Here is a 19,631-nt window from a genome sequence, read left to right on the forward strand (position 1 = left end):
TTGCTTGGTTTTACCAAGTGTGAGCTTGGAAAGTCCAACAACATGTCTAGACTGCGTCGCATGTCACCTCGCCGAAGCTACGACCAGTACTGTTCCGCGGCCCGGGCCCTCGACCTCGTCGGTGACCGCTGGACCCTGCTGATCGTCCGCGAACTCCTCGCAGGCCCGCGCCGCTACACGGACCTGCACGCCGATCTGCCGGGTGTCAGCACGGACGTACTCGCCTCACGGCTCAAGGACATGGAACGGGACGGGCTGACGACCCGGCGGCGACTGCCACCGCCCGGCGCGGCCTACGTCTACGAACTCACCGGACGGGGACGGGAGTTGCTGCCCGTCCTCCAGGCCCTCGGTGCCTGGGGCGCGCCCGAGCTGGGGGAGCGGCGGCCCACCGACGCGGTGCGCGCCCACTGGTTCGCGCTGCCGCTGCTGCGGGCGCTGGAAGGTGAGGGGCTCGTCGAAGTCCGGCTGGAGGAAGGGGAGTTCCACGTGTGGGTGGGAGTGGCGGGGGAGGACGCGGTCTACGGCGAAGGGCCCGCGCCCCGCGAGCCCGACGCCCGGCTCGTGCTCGGCGTCGACACCTGTACGGCCGTCGCGCAGGGGGAGTTGAGCCTCGCCGACGCGGTGCGCGCCGGGCGCGTCGACGTGAGCGGCGAGGGCACGCTCGCCAAGGCGCTGAGGGAAACCTGAGATGACAGAAGGCCCGCCAGGGGCGGGCCTTCTGATGAGACGTCACATGGCCGGTGGTACCCGGCGCGGTCGTCCCGACCCGCGCGTCAGCGCGTAGCCGCCGATGCCCGCGAGCGCGGCCAGTACACCGCCGATGCCCGTCCACACCCAGCGGTCGGACCACCAGCCCGACGACCAGCCGCCGTCGGGCTCGATGCTCGACAGCGCCGCCGACGTGGTCGACGAACTGTCCTCGTCCGACGACGACTTGACCGCGATCCCCGGCGTCAGCGGCTGAGCCAGCGAGCCGTCCACCGCCGCCGAACCGCCGATGTCCTTGGAGTCCACCCGCAGTTCGGTGCTCACCGGCTTGCCCAGGTCCGAGGACTGGAGGTCCACGACCGTCAGCCGGACGTAGTACGTGCCGGGCAGCGGGTCGTTGGCCCACTGCTCCGACCAGGCGCGGACCGTGCGCAGCGTGCACGCCAGGTCCAGGGAGGCGGTGCCCTGCGCGGCGGTGCGCGTCGCGGCCCCGTACTGGCAGGCCTGGCGGCGCCGCAGCCCGTCGTAGACATCGAGCTGCCAGGTCTCGCCCGCGTGCGTGTCCGGGAGCTTCACCGTCGCCTTGACGGTGGGCCGTTGACCGGCGTCCGCGGCGAACGACCAGTACAGGTAGTCACCCGTGGAACCGCTCGCGGTGGCCTGCTGACCCTGGTCGAGTTCCGTCGCCGTACGGAAGGAAGTGCCGGCCTGGGTCGGGGCCGAGCTGTCCTCGGAGGAGGCAGAGGCGCTCGCGGACGGTGAGGAGTCCGCCACCGCGGGGCCCGCCGCCAGCCCCGCCATCAGCAGGGCCGTGCTCAACACACGTGTGATCCGCATCAGTTGGTCCTCCAGACCGCGAGACGCCAGCGTGACAGCCAGCCCCAGAGCAGACCCGCGACGAAGCCGGTCAGCACGAGGGCGCCGAGCAGCCACCAGCCGCGGCCGAGGCCGAAGGAGGCCACGTCGCTCGCCTTGCCGGGTCCGTCCACGACGTCCACGGTGAGTTCGAGGGGCAGACCGGGCGTGGTCTTCACCCCGGAGGCCGCCGAGAAGGAGTTGGTGACCTGGAGGCACACGGTCTCCGCCGGGGCGTTGTCGTCGTCGCTCTCGGCCTTCGGGTAGCGCAGCCCGGTGGAGATGACGTCCGTACGGCCGTCGCCCGTGCCCTCGCCGCGCACGATCTCACGGCCGTGCACGGTGACCGCCCGCAGCAACACCCCATAATCCGGGTTCACTTCGCGGTCGGCGCCCACGCTGACCGAAGCGCGCAGCTCCTGGCCCGGGTCGACGTCCACGCGGTAGAAGCGCTGCTTGCCGAACTCCTCGCGGTCCGTGTACAGACCGGACTTGAGGGTCGGGGCGCTGGAACACTGGGTGGCGCCCTCGGTGGCGACCGGGGTCACCACCGGGTCGGCGGCGCGGTCCACCAACTGGCCCACGCGGTCGGAGAGTTCCTCCTTGTGCTGCACGGACGTGTAGGTGCCGCCGGTCGCGTCCGCGATGCAGCTCAGCTGGTCGCGGGTCTTGGCGTCCGGCACCAGACCCAGCGTGTCGATGGTCAGGCCGATGCCCTTGGCCGCGATCTCGCGGGCCACCTCGCACGGGTCCAACGGCTGGCAGGTGTCCTCGCCGTCGCTGATCAGGACGATACGGCGGGTGCCGTCACCGCCGTTCAGGTCGTCCGCCGCCTTCAGCAGCGCGGGCCCGATCGGCGTCCAGCCGGTGGGCTGGAGCGTCGCCACCGCGGTCTTGGCCTCGGTGCGGTCCAGGGTGCCCACCGGGTAGAGCTGCGCGGTGTCCTTGCAGCCCGTCTTGCGGTCGTTGCCGTGGTAGTTGGCGCCCAACGTGCGGATGCCGAGCTGCACTCCCTCGGGTGTCGCGTCGAGCACCTCGTTGAACGCCTGCTTCGCCGCTGCCATCCGCGAGCCGCCGTCCATGTCCTTGGCGCTCATGGAACCGCTGACGTCCAGCACGAGTTCGACCTTGGGGGAGGCCGCGGAGTCCGTCTCGTCGGCGACCGCTCCGGCCGGGAAGGCGACCCCGGCCGTGAGGGTGGCGAGCAGGGCACAGATCCCCGCCGCCAGCCGTTGTCTTGTGATCATCGCCGGATCCTATTGATCAGAGGGACCGGGCTCCAAAACGAGCGGGTTGGGCAGCCCCGTCCACTGGTCCCCTGGCAGCTCCGGCGACAGCCGCATCAGCGTCAACGCCTTGGTGGGCAGCGGCTGTTGGAGCAGCGCGAGGAGGTCGGGCGTCCGCTCCAGCTTCGGTACGACACTCGCCAGCGCCGCCCTGAGCGCCGTACCGGAACCGGCCGTGCCCGCGAGCGCGCCCGCCACCAGCGAGCCGAACAGCTTGCGGCGCAGGGTCGTTTCGTCGTCGGTGACGATCCGTCCGCTCAGCTCCGGGACCGGAATCCCGTGCCGGGCAAGGCGGTTGGGGCTGACCCGGATGTCGGCGAGATCGCGGTAGACCAGGCGGATCGGGGCACCCGTCCGTGACAGCACCACCAGCAGATTCTGACCGTGCGCCTCAAGGGCCACACCGGACTCCAGCAGGCGCAGACCGACGACGAGGGCGAGACGCGTGAACTCGGCCAGCCAGGCGGGCGATCGGGGCAGGTCGGTGGTCGCGAGGGCGGCCACCGGCAACACCCGCTCGCCCGCTTCCGTGTCCGCGTACGTCTGCGGCGACTCCCGCAACACGGCCGCCAGGTCGGGGGAGTTGGCGGTGGCCGCGCCCAGCGTGCGGGTGACGTGCAACAGGCCGTCCGAGCGCGCCGCCAGGGTCTCCCCGAACGCCGACAGGGTCGCCGACAACCCGATCGAGTAGACGGAGATGTCCCGCACCGAGGACGTCAGCCGGGCGCTCAGCGCGGTCTTGACGTGCGTACCGCCCGCCAGGGCCAGCGTGCGCAGCGACATCAGCGGATGCGCGTCCACGGGATCGTCCCCGGCGCGCTTCAGCACATGGGCCGCCTGCCACGGGTGCACCGGGATCAACAGCCGCCCCGCGTCCCGCAGTTCGTCCGGCCACGCGCCGGTCAGCAGACACTCCTCCGCCCGCACCGGCACCGACCCCAGCGCCACCACCGGCCGGTGCTCGGGCCCGTATGCGAGCTGCTCGGCCACCGAGAACCCGGGCCGGGAACGGCAGTTGGGGTGGAACGGATGCCCGTCGACGATCCGCTGCTCCCACTCCCAGTCGTGCTCCGGCCACTCCTTGGTGTGCGCGGGCTGGTTGGCCCGGGACAGCGCCAACGAGGCGACGCTGTGCCCGAGTTCGACGGCGAACGCCGTCCCGTGCGGCACCGCGAGGTCGGTCATCAGGCGCGCCGGATCGTCGTAGGCCACGCCGTCGAGATGGACGACGGTGACGTACGCGGCCGTCGCGTACGGATCGGCGGGCGGGCCGTGCAGCGTCCGGCCGCCGGAGAGCCGTAGGACCAGGCCCGGGGACCGGCCGGTGATCCACGGCAGCGGCTCGTGGGCGAGTGCCCGCCACAGCCGGGTGAGCACCGCGGCGCGGGCTCCGGGCAGCTCGGCCGCGTACCGTTGCGGGAGGTCGGGCCGTACGGCGGCGAGTTCCTCGGCGACCTCGGCCTCGGGATGCGGGGGACGGTCCACGGTCGACTCCTCGGGTGCGGACGGGGCGTCAGGGTCGGTGACGACGAGAGACATACTGATCGCGATCGCAGGACACGGACTTAGGGAACGAATGGATCGCGTCGACTTCACACCTCCGGACGCCGACACGGCGGAGCGTGCCGACGTGTACGCGGCGGCGCCCCTGCTCAACTGTCTGCTCCGGGAGGTGGCCCGGCCACTCCCGGATCCCGGGGAGCGACGGGTGTACCGGCTGCCGGCGAGCGGCCGGCTGCTGCGGGTGCGCGGCGAGCGGCGGCCCGCCGAGCCCGAGGTGTACGCGGACGGCGACTGGCACCGACTCGGCCACACCGAACTCGTCGGACTCGTCGCCGAAGAGCTGCGCCTGCACACCGGAGTGGCCAACCACGAACTGCCCGCCGAGATGACCGACAGCCGTGACGTGGTCGCCGCGCTGCTCGACGCGCGCGCAGGGGCGACGGCGCCCGACGACCCGTATCTCCGCTCCGAACAGTCCTTGATCACCGGCCATCCCTACCATCCCGCGCCCAAGGCCCGCGGCGGCGGCCCCGTCGCGGGCTGGCTGCCCTACGCCCCCGAGGCGTACGCCCGCTTCCCGCTGGTGCTGCTCGGGCTGCGCGAGGACGCGGTCGTGGAGGAGGGCGACGTATCGGCGCTGGACGCGCTCGGTGAGGCCCCGCCCGGCTACCGGCTGCTGCCCGCCCACCCCTGGCAGCTCGATCTCGTCGGCGACGCGCTGGCGGACGCCTTCGCCGACGGCCGGCTGATCCGGCTCGGCACGACCGCGACCGAGGCCTGGCCGACGGCCGCGATCCGCACGGTGTACCTGCCCGGACAGATCGCGGGCGACGACCTGTTCCTCAAGTTCAGCCTGGACGTGCGGATCACCAACGACGTGCGTCGGCTCTGGCGCCACGACCTGCTGAAACTCCGGCGCACCGACACGGCCGTCCGGGACGCCTTCGCGGCGATGGGCGGCCCGGCCGGCTGGCTGAGCGACCGCGGCTACCGCACCGCCGACTTCGCCTTCGAGGAACTCGCCGTCATGGTCCGCGACGGCCTGCGCGACCACCTCCTGCCCGGCACCACCCCACTGCTCGCCGCCGCGCTGGTGGAGGGCTTCGACGGCGACCCGCTCGACGGTACGGCGGACCCGGCGGCCTGGTGGGAGGCGTATCTGCGGCAGGTCGTACCGCCCGCGCTGGGCGCCTTCGCGGACCACGGCGTCGTACTCGAAGCGCACCTCCAGAACACGGTGGTCGCCGTCGACGCCGACGGAACGCCCGTGCAGGCGCTGTACCGGGACGCGGAGGGCGTGAAGCTGCTGTCGGACGTGGACCGGGCCGCCGGGTGGGAGCGGCTGGTGTACTGCCTGGTCGTCAACCACCTCGTGGAGGTGGCCGGGGTCCTCGCCGAGCGCCACCCGAAGCTGGACCCCTGGCCCGCCGTCCGCGCCGAACTGGCCCGCCGCCACGACCTTCCCGAGGTCGCCGGACTCCTCGCCTCGCCCACCCTGCCCGGCAAGACCAATCTGCTGCTGCGCTGGACCGGCGCGGACGGCGCCGACGCGCGCTACCTCCCCCTTCCGAACCCGCTCGCGGGGTGAAGGGAAGGGGTGAAGGGAGGCGTGAAGGGAACCGTCCCGGACCCCCTGACGTCATGAGCGGAGCACCTAGACTGATGGCTGGGATTGGGGAGCCCCGCGGCTGATTACCGTTGCTCGACGGGGCGAGATGGGGGAGTCATGAAACCGCTCGAAGCGGGTGATCCCGCCTCTGTCGGGGAGGGCAGATACCGGCTGGTCGGACGGCTCGGCCGAGGCGGAATGGGGGTCGTCTACTTCGGCCGGTCGCGGTCGGGCCGGGCGGTGGCCGTCAAGGTCGTACGGCCCGAACTGAGCACGGAACCGGGCTTCCGGCGCAGGTTCGCCGACGAGGTGGACGCGGCCCGTCGCGTCGGCGGCTTCCACACCGCGCCGGTCGTGGACGCCGACCCGCAGGGCGAGCCGGCCTGGCTGGTGACGGCCTACGTACCCGGCCCCACGCTGGAGGTCCTGCTCGACCGGGTGGGCCCGCTGCCCGCGGACACCCTCACCGTGCTGGCCGCGGGCCTCGCCGAGGCGCTGACGGCCATCCACCAGGCCGGGGTCATCCACCGCGACCTGAAGCCCGCCAACATCATCGTCGCGGAGGACGGCCCCCGGGTCATCGACTTCGGCATCGCGCGGGCCCTCGACGGTACGGGCCTGACCCAGACCGGGTTCCAGATCGGCACCCTCGGCTTCCTCTCGCCGGAGCAGCTCACCGGCGGCACGCTCACACCCGCGGTCGACATGTTCGCCCTGGGCGTGGTGCTCTGCCAGGCCGCGGGCCGCGCTCCCTTCGGGGACGGAGTGTCGGCCGCCTGGCCCTACCGCGTCGTCCACGAACAGCCCGATCTCACGGACGTGCCCGGCCAGTTGAGGCCGCTGGTCGCGGCCTGTCTGGCCAAGGACCCGCGGGACCGCCCCGCCCCGTCGGAGTTCCTCAACCGGCTCACCGTCCAGCATCCGTCGGACCTCTGGCTGCCCGCCGAGGCGACCGCGATCGTACGGAGCCAGGACCCGGCGGCTTCCGCCGCGCCGGCGGACCGCCCGCCGTCCACGTCGACCGATCCGCGCACGGCGCTGTCCGGGGCGCCGGTGGCCGGGGAGGGTCTGGTGGTGGCTGGTGAGCCGGTGGCCGGGGAGCGGTCGGTTGTCCCGGCCGACGCAAGGGCCGTGACGCCCGGCGTGCCGGGGGTCGGTGAGCGGTCGGACGTGGGTGCCGACTCCGGGCTGGTGACGCCCGGCGCGCCGGTGCTCGGTGAGCGGCCGGTCGCGGGTGCCGACCCAGGTCCCGTCGTGCCCGGCCTGCCGGTGTTCGGGGAGTGGTCGGTCGAGGGTGTCGATCCGGGGGCGGTGGTGGCTGGTGAGCCGGTGGCCGGGGAGCGCTCGAATGTTGCCGCCGACCCTCGGCCCGTGGTGACCGACGCGCCGACGGCTGACGGGTGGCCGTCGGCCGTGGGCGCACCGGCGGCGTCTGCCGGTGGGCACGGTGTGGCCTCGCATCCGCCGACCGTCCAGTCGTCGTCCGGCCCGGGCTTCGGGCCCGCGCCGGTGTTCGTACCCGCTCCTGTCCCGCGCGGCGGCGCGAGGCCGGTGGGCGGTGCCGGACCGGTGGGTGGTGCCGGACCCGTGGGTGGTGAGCGGGCGCGGCGCGGGCGCGGCAGGACGGTCGCCGTGGCGGCGTTGTTGGTCGCGGCGGTCACCGCTGGGCTGCTGGTGTGGCATCCCTGGTCCGGTTCCCGTTCCGGTTCCGGTCAGGACGACGCCGGTGCCGGCGCCAGTGCGTCCTCGTCGTCCCGGAAAACGACCCCCGCCGCGTTCCCCGACGCCCCGCTGCTGGTCCGGATGGACACGGACCCCGGGTCGTCGACGTGCCATAGCGTGATCGGCCGCCGCGACTCCACCACGGACGACCCGAAACAGCTGATCGACGGGACCTGCGACGCCCTCCCGCAGTGGTCCCCCGACCACAAGTCGTTCGCGTTCACCCGCAAGACGGCGGAGGGGTCGGCCGTCTGGACGGCGAACGCGGACGGTACCGGCCTCCGCCGGATCGCCGCCGTCGCGGGCGGCCGGGTGGCCTGGTCCCGGGACGGAAAGCGACTGGCCGTCCTGCGCCGCGCGGACGGTGTGCAGCAACTGTTCGTCGTGAACGTCTCGGACGGCTCCGCGCAGCAACTGACCACCGGCTCCGGGGCGGTGGAGGACCCCGCGTGGTCCCCCGACGGCAAGCACATCGCCGTCTGCCTTCAGAAGACGTCGGGTTGGCAGATCCATGTCGTCGATCCGTCGCGGCCGGGCGCGGAACCCCGCCAGGTGACCCACCAGTCCCGGCGCGCGCTCGACCCCGTCTGGTCCCCGGACGGCCGCTACTTCGCCTACACCGCCGGAGCACCCGGCGTGGGGACCGGGGGAGACATCCACATCGTCAAGACGGACGGCACCGACGACAGGACCCTCGTGCGGACGGACGCCCAGGAGATGGACCCGGTCTGGTCACCGGACGGCAAGTGGGTGGCGTTCGTCCGGGGCCCGTTCGACCGGCCGGTGATCTGGGCCGTCCGCGCGGACGGCACGGGCCCGCGCAGGCTCACCACCGGCAGCACACCCGAGGGCCACCCCTCCTGGCGCTGACCCGCGCCGCCGCGCCCGTCACGGCCGGTCATTATGCTCAGGTCATGAGAGAGGTCACGGCAACCCACTACGTGGAGCCCCTGCGCTCCGGCGGCTCCGTCCCCGGAGTCGTGGAGGCCGACGACCTCGGTACCTACGTCGTGAAGTTCACCGGCTCCGCGCAGGGCCGCAAGGCGCTGGTCGCCGAAGTGATCGTCGGGGAGCTGGCCCGCGCGCTCGGACTGCGCTTTCCCGAGCTGGTGCTCGTGCACTTCGATCCGGAGATCGCCGACGAGGAACCGCACCAGGAGGTCCGGGACCTGCACCGGGCGAGCGCGGGCCTGAACCTCGGCATGGACTATCTGCCGGGCGCGCGGGACTTCACCCCGGAGGTCGCCGCGCGCTGCACGGTCGACCCGCTGGAGGCCGGGAGGATCGTCTGGCTCGACGCGCTGACCGTCAACGTCGACCGCACGGTGCACAGTTCGAACCTGATGATCTGGCCCACCCTCGGCATCGCACCCCCGCGCCTGTGGCTCATCGACCACGGCGCCGCCCTCGTCTTCCACCACCGCTGGGACGGCGCCGACCCCGCGAAGGCCTACGACTTCCGCCACCACGCCCTCGGCCACTACGCCCCCGACACCCGTGCCGCCGACGCCGAGCTGGCCCCCAGGATGACCGGGGAACTGCTGCGCCGCATCGTGGCCGAGGTGCCGGACGCCTGGCTGGCCGACGAACTGGGACCCGCGACCCCCGGCGCCGTCCGGGAGGCGTACGTCGCCTACCTCCACGCGCGCGTGAAGGCATCCGCGGCCTGGCTCCCCACCGACTTCCCCAGCGGGGAGGAACGCGCCGCGGAGGAGGCTCTCCGCGCGGCGAAGACACAGCAGGGCCGCCCGAGTTGGCTCAAGCGGGTCCCCGACCTGCACGGCAAGCCGGCGGCGGAACAGGATTGGTCGGTACACCTGGGATGACGGGGAAGACGACGGGCATGACGCAGCGAGTCGAGATCGAGTACTGCACCCAGTGCCGTTGGCTGCCGCGCGCGGCCTGGCTGGCGCAGGAGCTGTTGACCACCTTCGAGACCGAGTTGACGGAACTGGCACTGAAGCCCGGCACCGGCGGAGTCTTCGTCGTCCGTGTCAACGACGAGGTCGTGTGGGACCGCCGCGAGCAGGGCTTCCCGGAGCCCACGGCCGTGAAGCAGCTCGTACGCGACCGAGTGGCCCCGGGAAGATCCCTGGGCCACTCGGACAGGCCCGCCGCCTCCTGAGGGCTCAGCCCTTGAGCTGCTCGTACGCCGGCAGGGTCAGGAAGTCCGCGTAGTCGGCGTCGAGCGCGACCTCAAGGAGCAGGTCGTGGGCCTGCTGCCAGTGGCCCGCGGCGAAGGCGTCCGCGCCGATCTCGGCACGGATGTTCGCCAGCTCCTCGGCGGCGATCCTGCGCGCCAGCTCGGGAGTCGCCTTCTCGCCGTTCTCGAACTCGACGTCCGCGTTGATCCACTGCCAGATCTGCGAACGCGAGATCTCGGCGGTGGCCGCGTCCTCCATCAGGTTGAAGATGGCGACCGCGCCGAGCCCGCGCAGCCACGCCTCGATGTAACGGATGCCCACCTGAACGGCGTTGACGAGTCCCGGGTACGTCGGCTTCGCGTGCAGCGAGTCGACGGCGATCAGGTCGGCGGCCTTGACGTCGACGTCCTCGCGCAACCGGTCCTTCTGGTTCGGCCTCTTGCCGAGCACCGCGTCGAAGGAGGCCAGGGCGATCGGCACCAGGTCCGGGTGGGCCACCCAGGACCCGTCGAAACCGTCGCCCGCCTCACGGTCCTTGTCCGCCTTGACCTTCTCGAACGCGACCTTGTTGACCGCCTCGTCACGGCGGGACGGGATGAACGCCGCCATGCCGCCGATCGCGTGCGCCCCGCGCTTGTGGCAGGTACGCACGAGGAGTTCGGTGTACGCCCGCATGAACGGGGCTGTCATCGTCACGGCGTTGCGGTCCGGGAGCACGAACTTGGGCCCGCCGTCACGGAAGTTCTTCACGATGGAGAACAGGTAGTCCCAGCGGCCCGCGTTCAACCCCGAGGCGTGGTCGCGGAGTTCGTAGAGGATCTCCTCCATCTCGTACGCCGCCGTGATCGTCTCGATCAGCACGGTCGCGCGGACGGTGCCCTGCGGGACGCCGACGTAGTCCTGTGCGAAGACGAACACGTCGTTCCACAGGCGTGCTTCGAGATGTGACTCGGTCTTCGGGAGGTAGAAGTACGGTCCCTTGCCCAGGTCCAGCAGCCTTTGCGCGTTGTGGAAGAAGTACAGCCCGAAGTCCACGAAGGCGCCCGGGACTTGCTCACCGTCCACCAGCAGGTGCCGCTCGTTGAGGTGCCAGCCGCGAGGCCGCATGACGACGGTCGCCAGCTCGGCATCGGCCTTCAAGGCGTACGACTTACCGGAGTTGGGGTCGGTGAAGTCGATCGCGCGGGTGTAGGCGTCAATCAGGTTGAGCTGGCCCGTGACGACGTTCTCCCACGTCGGCGCCGAGGCGTCCTCGAAGTCCGCGAGCCAGATCCTCGCGCCCGAGTTGAGGGCGTTGATCGTCATCTTGCGGTCGGTGGGGCCGGTGATCTCCACCCGCCGGTCGTTCAGCGCGGCGGGGGAGGGGGCCACCTTCCAGGAGTCGTCCGCGCGGATCGCGGCGGTCTCAGGGAGGAAGTCGAGCGTGGAGGTACGGGCGATCTCCGCGCGGCGCTCGGCCCGGCGGGCGAGGAGTCCGGCCCGCCGGGGCGTGAACCGGCGATGCAGCTCGGCCACGAAGGCGAGGGCCTCGGCGGTGAGGACCTCCTCCTGCCGGGGCAGCGGTTCGGCGTCGACGACGACCGGCGAGGACGGCGCTGGTGCGGACATGAACTGTCACTTCCTTCAGCGAGCGTGGCACCGGGTGCCAGATGACCCGGGTAGGACGGAGAGCACCCGAGGGGCCGCCGGGCGCTTCTGAACAGTGGATACTAGTTTCCTCATCGTGGAAGTTCAATGGTTTGTTGACGTCGAGATTCTCCGTATCGAGCCAAAGTGGCGCTCAGTGTCACCCCGTTCACTCAAGGTGGACGAGATCCGCCTCAGTGTCGATGTCGTACGGCTCGGCCGCATCCCCGCACTCGACGAGTGAGACCGCGTCCGCGTGCGCCTTGAGGTAGGCACGCGCCCCCCGGTCCCCGGTCGCGCTCTCGGCGATCCCGGCCCAGTGCGCGGCCCCGAACAGCACCGGATGCCCGCGTACCCCGTCGTAGGCGGCCGAGACGAGCGAGTCCTCGGAGCGATAGGCCGCCAGCACCCGCGCCACCGCCTCCGCACCGATCCCGGGCTGGTCCACGAGCGACACGAGCACCGCCCGCGCCCCCGTACCGGCCAGCGAATCGAGCCCGGCCCGCAGCGAGGACCCCATCCCCCGCTCCCACTCCGGGTTCTCCACGACCACACACCCGGCCAGCTCCGCCCGCTCCCGTACGGCGTCGGCGCGCGCCCCCAGGACCACGTGGACGCGGCTGAGCCCGGCCGTGCGCAGCACCCCGACCGCGTGTTCCACGAGGGGCCGCCCCCGGTGTTCCAGCAGCGCCTTGGGCCGCCCGCCGAGCCGTCGGCCGCCCCCGGCGGCGAGCAGCAGCCCGGCCACCTGGTCTTCGTTTCGCGTCATACCTCCTGCATACCTGACCGGGCGGCGACGGCACGGAATCCTCCGACTTAATTTCGGTCCGTGGAGTGGCGCAGCCCGTACCGGGTGGCGTTTACTGACCCGCGTCCCTCGGTGCCCGACCAGTGTCGCGGGGTGCGCGGCGGGATCACGAAGTTCTTGCGCACGAAGGCGTGCGAGGGGGGAGAGCTGTGTTGCGGAGCTTGGGGCAGAGGTCAGTGACCGGCAGCGACGAGGATCCGAGGGTGGCGGAACTGCGGACCGCGGTGTCCCGGTTGCGCCGCGAACTGGCCGCGCATCCGGCCGAGTTCCCCGACCGTGTCATCGCCGAGGACGAACTCGCGGCGCTGGCCGCGATGACCATCGACGGCATCCCCGAAATCCCGCGCCTGCGCCGCTCGTTGCTCCTCATCGCCGGCGCGATCGGCTCGGTGAGCGCGCTCGCGCGGGGGCTGACGGACGTACGCGACGCCGTGGATCTGTTCGGTCAACCCCGGGGCGGACAGCGCTAGTTCAACATCAAGGGCTCGACGGGAACGATCCCCGGTAGCCCGCGTCGGCGGGCCGCTGCTCGAACTCCCCGCACAGCCAGGTCTCCTGTACGAACTCGGTGAGCTTCTCCCAGGCGTCGCCGATGTTGTTCGGGCCGTACTTGCCCTCGACCAGCCGGTAGATGTCCTTGGCGCCTCGGAAGCAGGCCAGTCCGCCCATCAGCCCGTGCCCCACCGGGTGGTAGTCGGACCACGCGCACGCGACGCAGGCCCGCAGCCGCGTCCCGTCCGGCAGTCGCCGCTGGAGTTCGTTCAGAGCCTCCTCGAAGTAGCCGTCGCCGTCGTTGCGGTACTCGCGGCCGTCGAGGCGCAGGGTGGTGGTCAGCGTCTCCTCGTCGAGGCCGCCCCTGGGACCGGCCGAGCCGAGGCGCAACGCGCAGTGCAGCACCGCCGTAAGTACGCCCTGTCCCTCGATCTCGACGGGCAGCGGAACCTCCCACTCCAGGAGGCACTCGCACAGTCCCCCGTGGGAGAAGGAGAACATCTTCTCCGGCGGCTCACCGCCGAGCGCGCCCAGATCGTCCATGTCGTCGCCCTCGAAGGGGACGCCACGGATGGTGGTGCGGATCGGCCCCGCGCCGTCGTGCACGAACACGACCGCCTCGCTGCCGTGCCGGTCGGTGTACCGCCCGGGCCAGCGCTGCACGGCGCTCACGCGGGGTTCTGGCTGGCGAGCGCCTCCGACAGTTCGACGGCCACCTGCTGGAGGATCGGCACGATCTTCTCGGTCGCCGACTCGGTGACCCGGCCCGCCGGACCCGAGATCGAAATCGCGGCGGCGGTGGGGGAGTTGGGCACGGAGACCGCGAGGCAGCGGACGCCGATCTCCTGCTCGTTGTCGTCGATCGCGTAGCCGAGACGGCGCACGTCCTCCAGGGCCGCGAGGAAGCCCTCCGGCGTGGTGATCGTCTTCTCGGTCGCCGCAGGCATGCCGGTACGGGAGAGCAGCGCGCGCACCTCGTGGTTCGGGGTGTTGGCGAGCAGCGCCTTGCCGACGCCCGTGGAGTGCGGCAGCACGCGCCGGCCGACCTCGGTGAACATCCGCATCGAGTGCTTGGACGGCACCTGCGCGACGTACACGATCTCGTCGCCGTCGAGCAGTGCCATGTTCGCCGTCTCGCCGGTCTCCTCGACGAGCCGGGCGAGGTAGGGGCGGGCCCAGGTGCCGAGCAGCCGGGACGCGGACTCGCCGAGCCGGATCAGGCGCGGGCCGAGGGCGTACCGCCGGTTGGCCTGCTGGCGGACGTAACCGCAGACCACCAGCGTGCGCATCAGCCGGTGGATGGTGGGCAGCGGCAGTCCGCTGCTCGCGGAGAGCTCGCTCAGGCCGACCTCACCGCCCGCGTCGGCCATCCGCTCCAGCAGGTCGAAGGCGCGCTCAAGGGACTGGACACCACCCGTGGCGGACTTGGTGGAGTCGGTGCTGCTGGCGCTGGACGGCGGCACGGCGCGTTCCTTTCGGCACGGGCGGGAAGGGCTGAAGCCTACCCGGGGGCCGGTTGACTCCCCGCCGGTGCGTAGCTACGTTCTGCTTGCCGGAAGTCTACTTCCGCTTTGTGGAAACATCCAGAGTGTGCGCGTGCGGCACATCGCGAAGAGGTGTGCCCTTGACGGTACGGGAGCCGGAGTGAAGACTCCTTCAACAGAACGTTGAATTCCGTTACGTGGACGTAAATCCCGTTTCCCGCAAGTAACGGAGGCGACGACGGTGGCAGAGAGGGGTCCGGGTGTCCGACGCTGAACTGGTGGTGCGCTCCAGGCGAGTCATCACTCCCGAGGGAACACGCGCCGCGGCGGTCGCGGTAACCGGCGGAAAGATCACGGCAGTTCTCCCCTACGACGCCCAAGTCCCGCCCGGCGCGCGGTTCGAGGACTTCGGCGACGACGTCCTGCTGCCCGGTCTGGTCGACACCCATGTGCATGTGAACGACCCGGGCCGCACCCACTGGGAGGGCTTCTGGACCGCCACGCGCGCGGCGGCGGCCGGCGGCATCACCACCCTGATCGACATGCCGCTCAACTCCCTCCCGCCGACGACGACGGTGGACAACCTCCGCACCAAGCAGGAGGTCGCCGCGACCAAGGCCCACATCGACGTCGGCTTCTGGGGCGGCGCCCTGCCCGACAACGTCAAGGACCTGCGCCCGCTGCACGACGCCGGAGTCTTCGGCTTCAAGGCGTTCCTGTCCCCGTCCGGCGTGGACGAGTTCCCGCACCTCGACCAGGATCAACTGGCCCGCTCCCTCGCGGAGATCGCCGGTTTCGGCGGCCTGCTCATCGTGCACGCGGAGGACCCGCACCACCTGGAGGCGGCCCCGCAGCAGGGCGGCCCCAAGTACGCCGACTTCCTCGCCAGCCGCCCCCGCGACGCCGAGGACACGGCCATCGCGGGACTGATCGCCGCCGCCAAGCGCCTCGACGCGCGCGTGCACGTCCTGCACCTCTCCTCCTCCGACGCGCTGCCGCTGATCGCCGCCGCCAAGGCCGAGGGCGTCCGCATCACGGTGGAGACGTGCCCCCACTACCTGACCCTCACGGCGGAGGAAGTCCCGGACGGCGCAAGCGAGTTCAAGTGCTGCCCGCCCATCCGCGAGTCCGCCAACCAGGACCTGCTGTGGCAGGCGCTGGCCGACGGCACGATCGACTGCGTGGTCACGGACCACTCACCCTCCACGGCCGACCTCAAGACCGCCGACTTCGCCACCGCGTGGGGCGGCATCTCCGGCCTCCAACTGAGCCTCGCGGCGGTGTGGACGGAGGCGCGCAAGCGGGGCCACGGCCTTGAGGACGTGGTCCGCTGGATGTCGTCAAGGACGGCCGGGCTGGCGGGACTTGACCAGAAGGGCGCGATCGAGGCGGGCCGCGACGCCGACTTCGCGGTCCTCGCGCCCGACGAGACGTTCACTGTGGACCCGGCCGCCCTCCACCACCGCAACCGCGTGACGGCGTACGCCGGGAAGACCCTCAGCGGCGTCGTGAAGTCGACCTGGCTGCGCGGCGAACGCATCGTGCTGGACGGCGAGTTCACCGACCCGAAGGGCCAACTCCTCACTCCTACCCCCTGATTCCCCCCGCACCCGCAGCGGCCGACTCCCGAAAGGCACATTCAGTGACGGCGATTCCCCATTTCACCGGCGACGCGAACCCCTACGGAGGCGGCGACCCGTACGCGGACTACCGCACGGCCGACTTCCTCTTCACCCAGTACGCCAACCTCGCCGACCGGCAGCTCGGCGCCGGAGTCATCGCCGCCAACGACGAGTTCTTCGCCCAGCGCGAGAACCTCCTCGTGCCCGGGCCCGCCGAGTTCGACCCCGAGCACTTCGGCCACAAGGGCAAGATCATGGACGGCTGGGAGACCCGCCGCCGCCGCGGCGCCTCGGCCGAGCACCCCTGGCCGACGGCCGAGGACCACGACTGGGCACTGGTCAGGCTCGGCGCGCCCGGCGTCATCCGGGGCATCGTGGTCGACACGGCGCACTTCCGCGGCAACTACCCGCAGGCGGTATCGGTCGAGGGCACGTCGCTGCCGGGCTCCCCGTCCCCCGAGGACCTGCTCTCCGACGACGTGAAGTGGACGACCCTGATCCCGCGCACGCCGGTCGGCGGCCACGCGGCGAACGGCTTCGCCATCTCGGTCGAACAGCGCTTCACCCACCTCCGCGTCAACCAGCACCCCGACGGCGGCATCGCGCGCCTGCGGGTCCACGGCGAGGTCGTACCGGATCCCAACTGGCTGGCGGCGCTGGGCACGTTCGACGTGGTCGCCCTGGAGAACGGCGGCCGGGCCGAGGACGCCTCCAACCTCTTCTACTCACCCGCCACCAACACCATCCAGCCCGGCCGCTCCCGCAAGATGGACGACGGCTGGGAGACCCGCCGCCGCCGCGACCGGGGCAACGACTGGATCCGCTACGCCCTGGCCGCCCAGTCCCAGATCCGCGCCGTCGAGATCGACACGGCGTACCTGAAGGGCAACAGCGCGGGCTGGGCGTCGGTGTCGGTACGCGACGGCGAGTCCGGCGACTGGCACGAGATCCTCCCGCGCACCCGCCTCCAGCCCGACACGAACCACCGCTTCGTCCTCCCGACCCCGGCGATCGGGACGCACGCGCGCGTGGACATCTATCCCGACGGCGGGATATCGCGGCTGCGGTTGTTCGGTTCGCTGACGGACCAGGGGGCGGCGACGCTGGCTGCGCGGCATCAGGAGCTGGGCGGCTGAGTCAGGAGCGCCGGGCGGAGCGCCGGGCGGGGATTCTCAGCCCGCCCGGCGCTTGAGGACGAGGCCCCTTCAGGGCCGACGCGGGGTCTGGGGGCGCAGCGGGGTCCGGGGGCGCGGCGGGGTCCGGGGGCGCGGCCCCCGGGGACGCGCGCCCCAATGCACCCGCACATACCCGGCCAACCGCCGGAGGCTCACGCCGCGTGCCCGCCGTCCACCGCGAACTCCGCCCCCGTGACGTAGTCCGCATCCGCGCCCGCCAGATACGCGACCATCGACGCCACCTCGTCCGCCGTCCCGAACCGCCCCAACGCCGTCGTGGCCGCCTGGTGGGCCGCGTACGGCCCGTCCGCCGGGTTCATGTCGGTGTCCGTGGGTCCCGGGTGGACGATGTTCGCGGTGATCCCGCGTCCGCCCAGCTCACGGGCGAGTGCCTTGGTCAGGCCGATCAGCGCCGACTTGCTGGTCGCGTAGAGCGTCCCACCGGGCCCCGGCACCCGCTGCGTCATGCACGTGCCGATCGTGATGATCCGTCCCCCGGACGACATCCGCGCGGCAGCCGCCTGCGAGGTCAGGAACACCCCGCGGACGTTCACCGCGAGGACCCGGTCCACATCGGCGAGGGACAGCCCGTCCAACGGACCGAGCACACCCACCCCCACGTTGTTCACCAGCACATCGAGCCCACCCAGGGCCTCCGCCGTACGCCCCACCGCGCCCGCCGCCTCGACGGCGTCCGCGGAGTCCGCGCGCAACGCGATCGCCCGCCGTCCCAGGGCTGCGATCCGCCCTACGACGTCCTCGGCCGCCTCCTTGCCCTCCACATACGTGACGGCCACGTCCGCGCCGTCCCGTGCCAGCCGTAGCGCCGTCGCCGCGCCGATGCCGCGGCTGCCGCCGGTGACCAGGGCGACCTGGCCGTTCAAGGTTCCGTAAGTCGTTGTCATGAGCCCATCTCAGCGGTCGGCGCCCCCGCGTGCTGGCGGCGAACGGACGCCGACCTCGTGCGGCCGGAACTGATTCCGCCGCCTCCGGCGTTCTCCTCTCGTGACCCTTCAGCAAGAGATCGTCGGCAACGCCATGCAGATGGCGGTCGTCAACCTGAACCCCGGCCAGACCGTGTACTGCGAGGCCGGGAAGTTCCTCTTCAAGACGACGAACGTGACCATGGAGACCCGGCTGAGCGGTCCGCCCGGCGCCGGACAGCAGCAGGGCGGCGCCGGTTCCGGCGGTATGGGCGGCATCCTCCGGCAGGCCATGGGGACGGCCATGCAGGTCGGCCAGCGCGCGCTCGCGGGCGAGTCGCTGGCGTTCCAGTACTTCACCTCCCAGGGCGGCGAGGGCACCGTCGGCTTCGCGGGCGTACTCCCCGGAGAGATGCGCGCCCTGGAACTGGACGGCACGCGCGCGTGGTTCGCGGAGAAGGACGCCTTCGTGGCGGCCGAGTCCACCGTCCAGTTCGGCATCGCCTTCCAGGGCGGCCGCACCGGCATGAGCGGCGGCGAGGGCTTCGTCCTGGAGAAGTTCACCGGGCACGGCACGGTGATCATCGCCGGCGCGGGCAACTTCATCGACCTGAACCCGGCCGACTTCGGCGGCCGCATCGAGGTCGACACCGGCTGCCTCGTCGCCTTCGAGGAGGGCATCCAGTACGGCGTCCAGCGCATCGGCGGCCTCAACCGCCAGGGCCTGATGAACGCGGTGTTCGGCGGCGAGGGCCTCTCCCTGGCCACCCTGGAGGGCAACGGCCGCGTCATCCTCCAGTCCCTCACCATCGAGAGCCTCGCCAACGCCCTGAAGAAGGCCCAGGGCGGCGACAAGCAGGGCCCGACCGGCGGCATGTTCTCGACCCACGCCGGGTGAGACGTCGTAGCGGCGACCGATGAGTTGCGGGGGCGGGCCGGGTCTGAGCTGATGACACCAACCCCCGCAGCAGGAAGCAGGCACCCGACATGGGCAAGCTCGTCTCCACCATCTTCGTCACCCTCGACGGCGTCTACCAGGCCCCCGGCGGCCCCGAAGAGGACACCCGCGACGGCTTCGAGCACGGCGGCTGGAGCTTCGTGTACGGCGACGACGACTTCGGCAGCTTCGTGGTCGACGTCTTCGACCGCTCCGGCGCCTATCTGCTCGGCCGCCGGACCTACGACATCTTCGCCTCGTACTGGCCGAACATGACCGACCCCGCCGACCCGATCGCGTCCAAGCTGAACGCCCTCCCGAAATACGTCGCCTCGGCCACCCTCACCGATCCCTCCTGGGCCGGCACCACCGTCCTCGGCGGCGACCTCGCCAAGGAGGTCACCGCCCTCAAGGAGCGCACCGAGGGCGAGCTCCAGGTGCACGGCAGCGGCGCCCTCGTCCGGTCCCTCCTCGAACTCGACCTCCTCGACACCGTCCACCTGGTGACCTTCCCGGTCGTACTCGGCACCGGCCTTCGCCTGTTCCCCGAGGGCACCACCCCCAAGGCCTTCAAGCGCACAGGTGGGACCGTCACCAGCACCGGGGTCTCCATCCAGTCGTACGACCTGGCGGGGCGCCCCGCGTACGGCTCGTACGCCGACCCGGAAAACGCCTAGTCAGCCGGGGTCCGCGCGGGTACGGTGATCGTTCCGTGTGGCAGCCGCCGATGTCTC

The 19,631-nt window shown here is 71.8% G+C and carries 18 protein-coding genes; 10 read left to right on the top strand and 8 right to left on the bottom strand.

Features of this window, described 5'->3' with window-relative positions; all coding sequences use genetic code 11:
* Window positions 1-60 precede the first annotated feature (60 nt).
* Complete coding sequence (locus ACWIHT_RS12370; RefSeq protein ID WP_456167200.1) at window positions 61-690, top strand: winged helix-turn-helix transcriptional regulator; 630 nt, start codon at window positions 61-63, stop codon at window positions 688-690.
* A gap of 42 nt (window positions 691-732) precedes the next feature.
* On the opposite strand, the gene ACWIHT_RS12375 is transcribed toward ACWIHT_RS12370, so the two are convergent.
* Genes ACWIHT_RS12375 through ACWIHT_RS12385 form a run of 3 tightly spaced genes read right to left on the bottom strand, consistent with a single transcriptional unit; the run spans window position 733 to window position 4,391 of the window.
* A complete protein-coding gene (locus tag ACWIHT_RS12375) occupies window positions 733-1,548 on the bottom strand; it encodes a hypothetical protein (protein ID WP_456167202.1) in 816 nt (271 codons plus the stop codon).
* Window positions 1,548-2,813 (bottom strand): VWA domain-containing protein, encoded by a 1,266-nt coding sequence (locus tag ACWIHT_RS12380; RefSeq protein WP_456167203.1) that lies wholly within the window; start codon window positions 2,811-2,813, stop codon window positions 1,548-1,550. The genes ACWIHT_RS12375 and ACWIHT_RS12380 overlap by 1 nt, the downstream gene beginning before the upstream one ends.
* A gap of 9 nt (window positions 2,814-2,822) precedes the next feature.
* A complete protein-coding gene (locus ACWIHT_RS12385) occupies window positions 2,823-4,391 on the bottom strand; it encodes an IucA/IucC family protein (RefSeq protein ID WP_456167205.1) in 1,569 nt (522 codons plus the stop codon).
* A gap of 37 nt (window positions 4,392-4,428) precedes the next feature.
* Between ACWIHT_RS12385 and ACWIHT_RS12390 the strand changes: the two genes are divergently transcribed.
* The 4 genes from ACWIHT_RS12390 (at window position 4,429) to ACWIHT_RS12405 (ending at window position 9,811) form a co-directional block, all read left to right on the top strand.
* The gene (locus ACWIHT_RS12390; RefSeq protein WP_456167207.1) at window positions 4,429-5,943 is read left to right on the top strand and encodes an IucA/IucC family protein; all 1,515 of its coding nucleotides are present in this window, start codon (window positions 4,429-4,431) and stop codon (window positions 5,941-5,943) included.
* A 138-nt stretch (window positions 5,944-6,081) separates the two neighbouring features.
* Window positions 6,082-8,556 (top strand): protein kinase domain-containing protein, encoded by a 2,475-nt coding sequence (locus ACWIHT_RS12395; protein WP_456167209.1) that lies wholly within the window; start codon window positions 6,082-6,084, stop codon window positions 8,554-8,556.
* A 44-nt stretch (window positions 8,557-8,600) separates the two neighbouring features.
* The gene (locus ACWIHT_RS12400; protein ID WP_456167211.1) at window positions 8,601-9,512 is read left to right on the top strand and encodes a HipA family kinase; all 912 of its coding nucleotides are present in this window, start codon (window positions 8,601-8,603) and stop codon (window positions 9,510-9,512) included.
* A 17-nt stretch (window positions 9,513-9,529) separates the two neighbouring features.
* Entirely contained in the window at window positions 9,530-9,811 is a 282-nt protein-coding gene (locus tag ACWIHT_RS12405) for a SelT/SelW/SelH family protein (RefSeq protein WP_456167213.1), read from the top strand.
* A 4-nt stretch (window positions 9,812-9,815) separates the two neighbouring features.
* Here ACWIHT_RS12405 and aceB read toward each other — a convergent pair whose 3' ends face one another.
* Together aceB and ACWIHT_RS12415 are read right to left on the bottom strand one after the other, a co-directional pair.
* Window positions 9,816-11,438 (bottom strand): malate synthase A, encoded by a 1,623-nt coding sequence (gene aceB / locus ACWIHT_RS12410; protein ID WP_456167215.1) that lies wholly within the window; start codon window positions 11,436-11,438, stop codon window positions 9,816-9,818.
* A 187-nt stretch (window positions 11,439-11,625) separates the two neighbouring features.
* Entirely contained in the window at window positions 11,626-12,225 is a 600-nt protein-coding gene (locus tag ACWIHT_RS12415; RefSeq protein WP_456167217.1) for a nucleotidyltransferase family protein, read from the bottom strand.
* A gap of 188 nt (window positions 12,226-12,413) precedes the next feature.
* On the opposite strand from ACWIHT_RS12415, the gene ACWIHT_RS12420 reads away from it, so the two are divergent.
* On the top strand, window positions 12,414-12,734 hold the full coding sequence (locus ACWIHT_RS12420; RefSeq protein ID WP_456167219.1) for a DUF5955 family protein: 321 nt from the start codon (window positions 12,414-12,416) through the stop codon (window positions 12,732-12,734).
* A 7-nt stretch (window positions 12,735-12,741) separates the two neighbouring features.
* On the opposite strand, the gene ACWIHT_RS12425 is transcribed toward ACWIHT_RS12420, so the two are convergent.
* Together ACWIHT_RS12425 and ACWIHT_RS12430 are read right to left on the bottom strand one after the other, a co-directional pair.
* Entirely contained in the window at window positions 12,742-13,428 is a 687-nt protein-coding gene (locus ACWIHT_RS12425) for a DUF6304 family protein (protein WP_456167221.1), read from the bottom strand.
* The gene (locus ACWIHT_RS12430) at window positions 13,425-14,219 is read right to left on the bottom strand and encodes an IclR family transcriptional regulator (protein WP_456167223.1); all 795 of its coding nucleotides are present in this window, start codon (window positions 14,217-14,219) and stop codon (window positions 13,425-13,427) included. Before ACWIHT_RS12430 ends, ACWIHT_RS12425 begins: the two co-directional genes overlap by 4 nt.
* A 281-nt stretch (window positions 14,220-14,500) precedes the next feature.
* Between ACWIHT_RS12430 and allB the strand changes: the two genes are divergently transcribed.
* Together allB and alc are read left to right on the top strand one after the other, a co-directional pair.
* A complete protein-coding gene (gene allB, locus ACWIHT_RS12435) occupies window positions 14,501-15,838 on the top strand; it encodes an allantoinase AllB (RefSeq protein ID WP_456167225.1) in 1,338 nt (445 codons plus the stop codon).
* Window positions 15,839-15,882: 44 nt separating this feature from the next.
* A complete protein-coding gene (gene alc, locus ACWIHT_RS12440; RefSeq protein WP_456167227.1) occupies window positions 15,883-16,998 on the top strand; it encodes an allantoicase in 1,116 nt (371 codons plus the stop codon).
* 191 nt (window positions 16,999-17,189) lie between these two features.
* Here the strand turns inward: alc and ACWIHT_RS12445 are convergent, their stop codons facing one another.
* On the bottom strand, window positions 17,190-17,942 hold the full coding sequence (locus ACWIHT_RS12445) for an SDR family oxidoreductase (protein ID WP_456167229.1): 753 nt from the start codon (window positions 17,940-17,942) through the stop codon (window positions 17,190-17,192).
* Window positions 17,943-18,042: 100 nt separating this feature from the next.
* Between ACWIHT_RS12445 and ACWIHT_RS12450 the strand changes: the two genes are divergently transcribed.
* Together ACWIHT_RS12450 and ACWIHT_RS12455 are read left to right on the top strand one after the other, a co-directional pair.
* Window positions 18,043-18,858 (top strand): AIM24 family protein, encoded by an 816-nt coding sequence (locus ACWIHT_RS12450; RefSeq protein WP_456167231.1) that lies wholly within the window; start codon window positions 18,043-18,045, stop codon window positions 18,856-18,858.
* Window positions 18,859-18,947: 89 nt separating this feature from the next.
* Window positions 18,948-19,574 carry a dihydrofolate reductase family protein gene (locus tag ACWIHT_RS12455; RefSeq protein WP_456167233.1) on the top strand — a complete coding sequence of 209 codons (627 nt, stop codon included), beginning with the start codon at window positions 18,948-18,950 and terminating at the stop codon, window positions 19,572-19,574.
* The last annotated feature ends 57 nt before the right edge of the window (window positions 19,575-19,631 follow it).

The organism is Streptomyces sp. NPDC002276 (assembly GCF_053891435.1).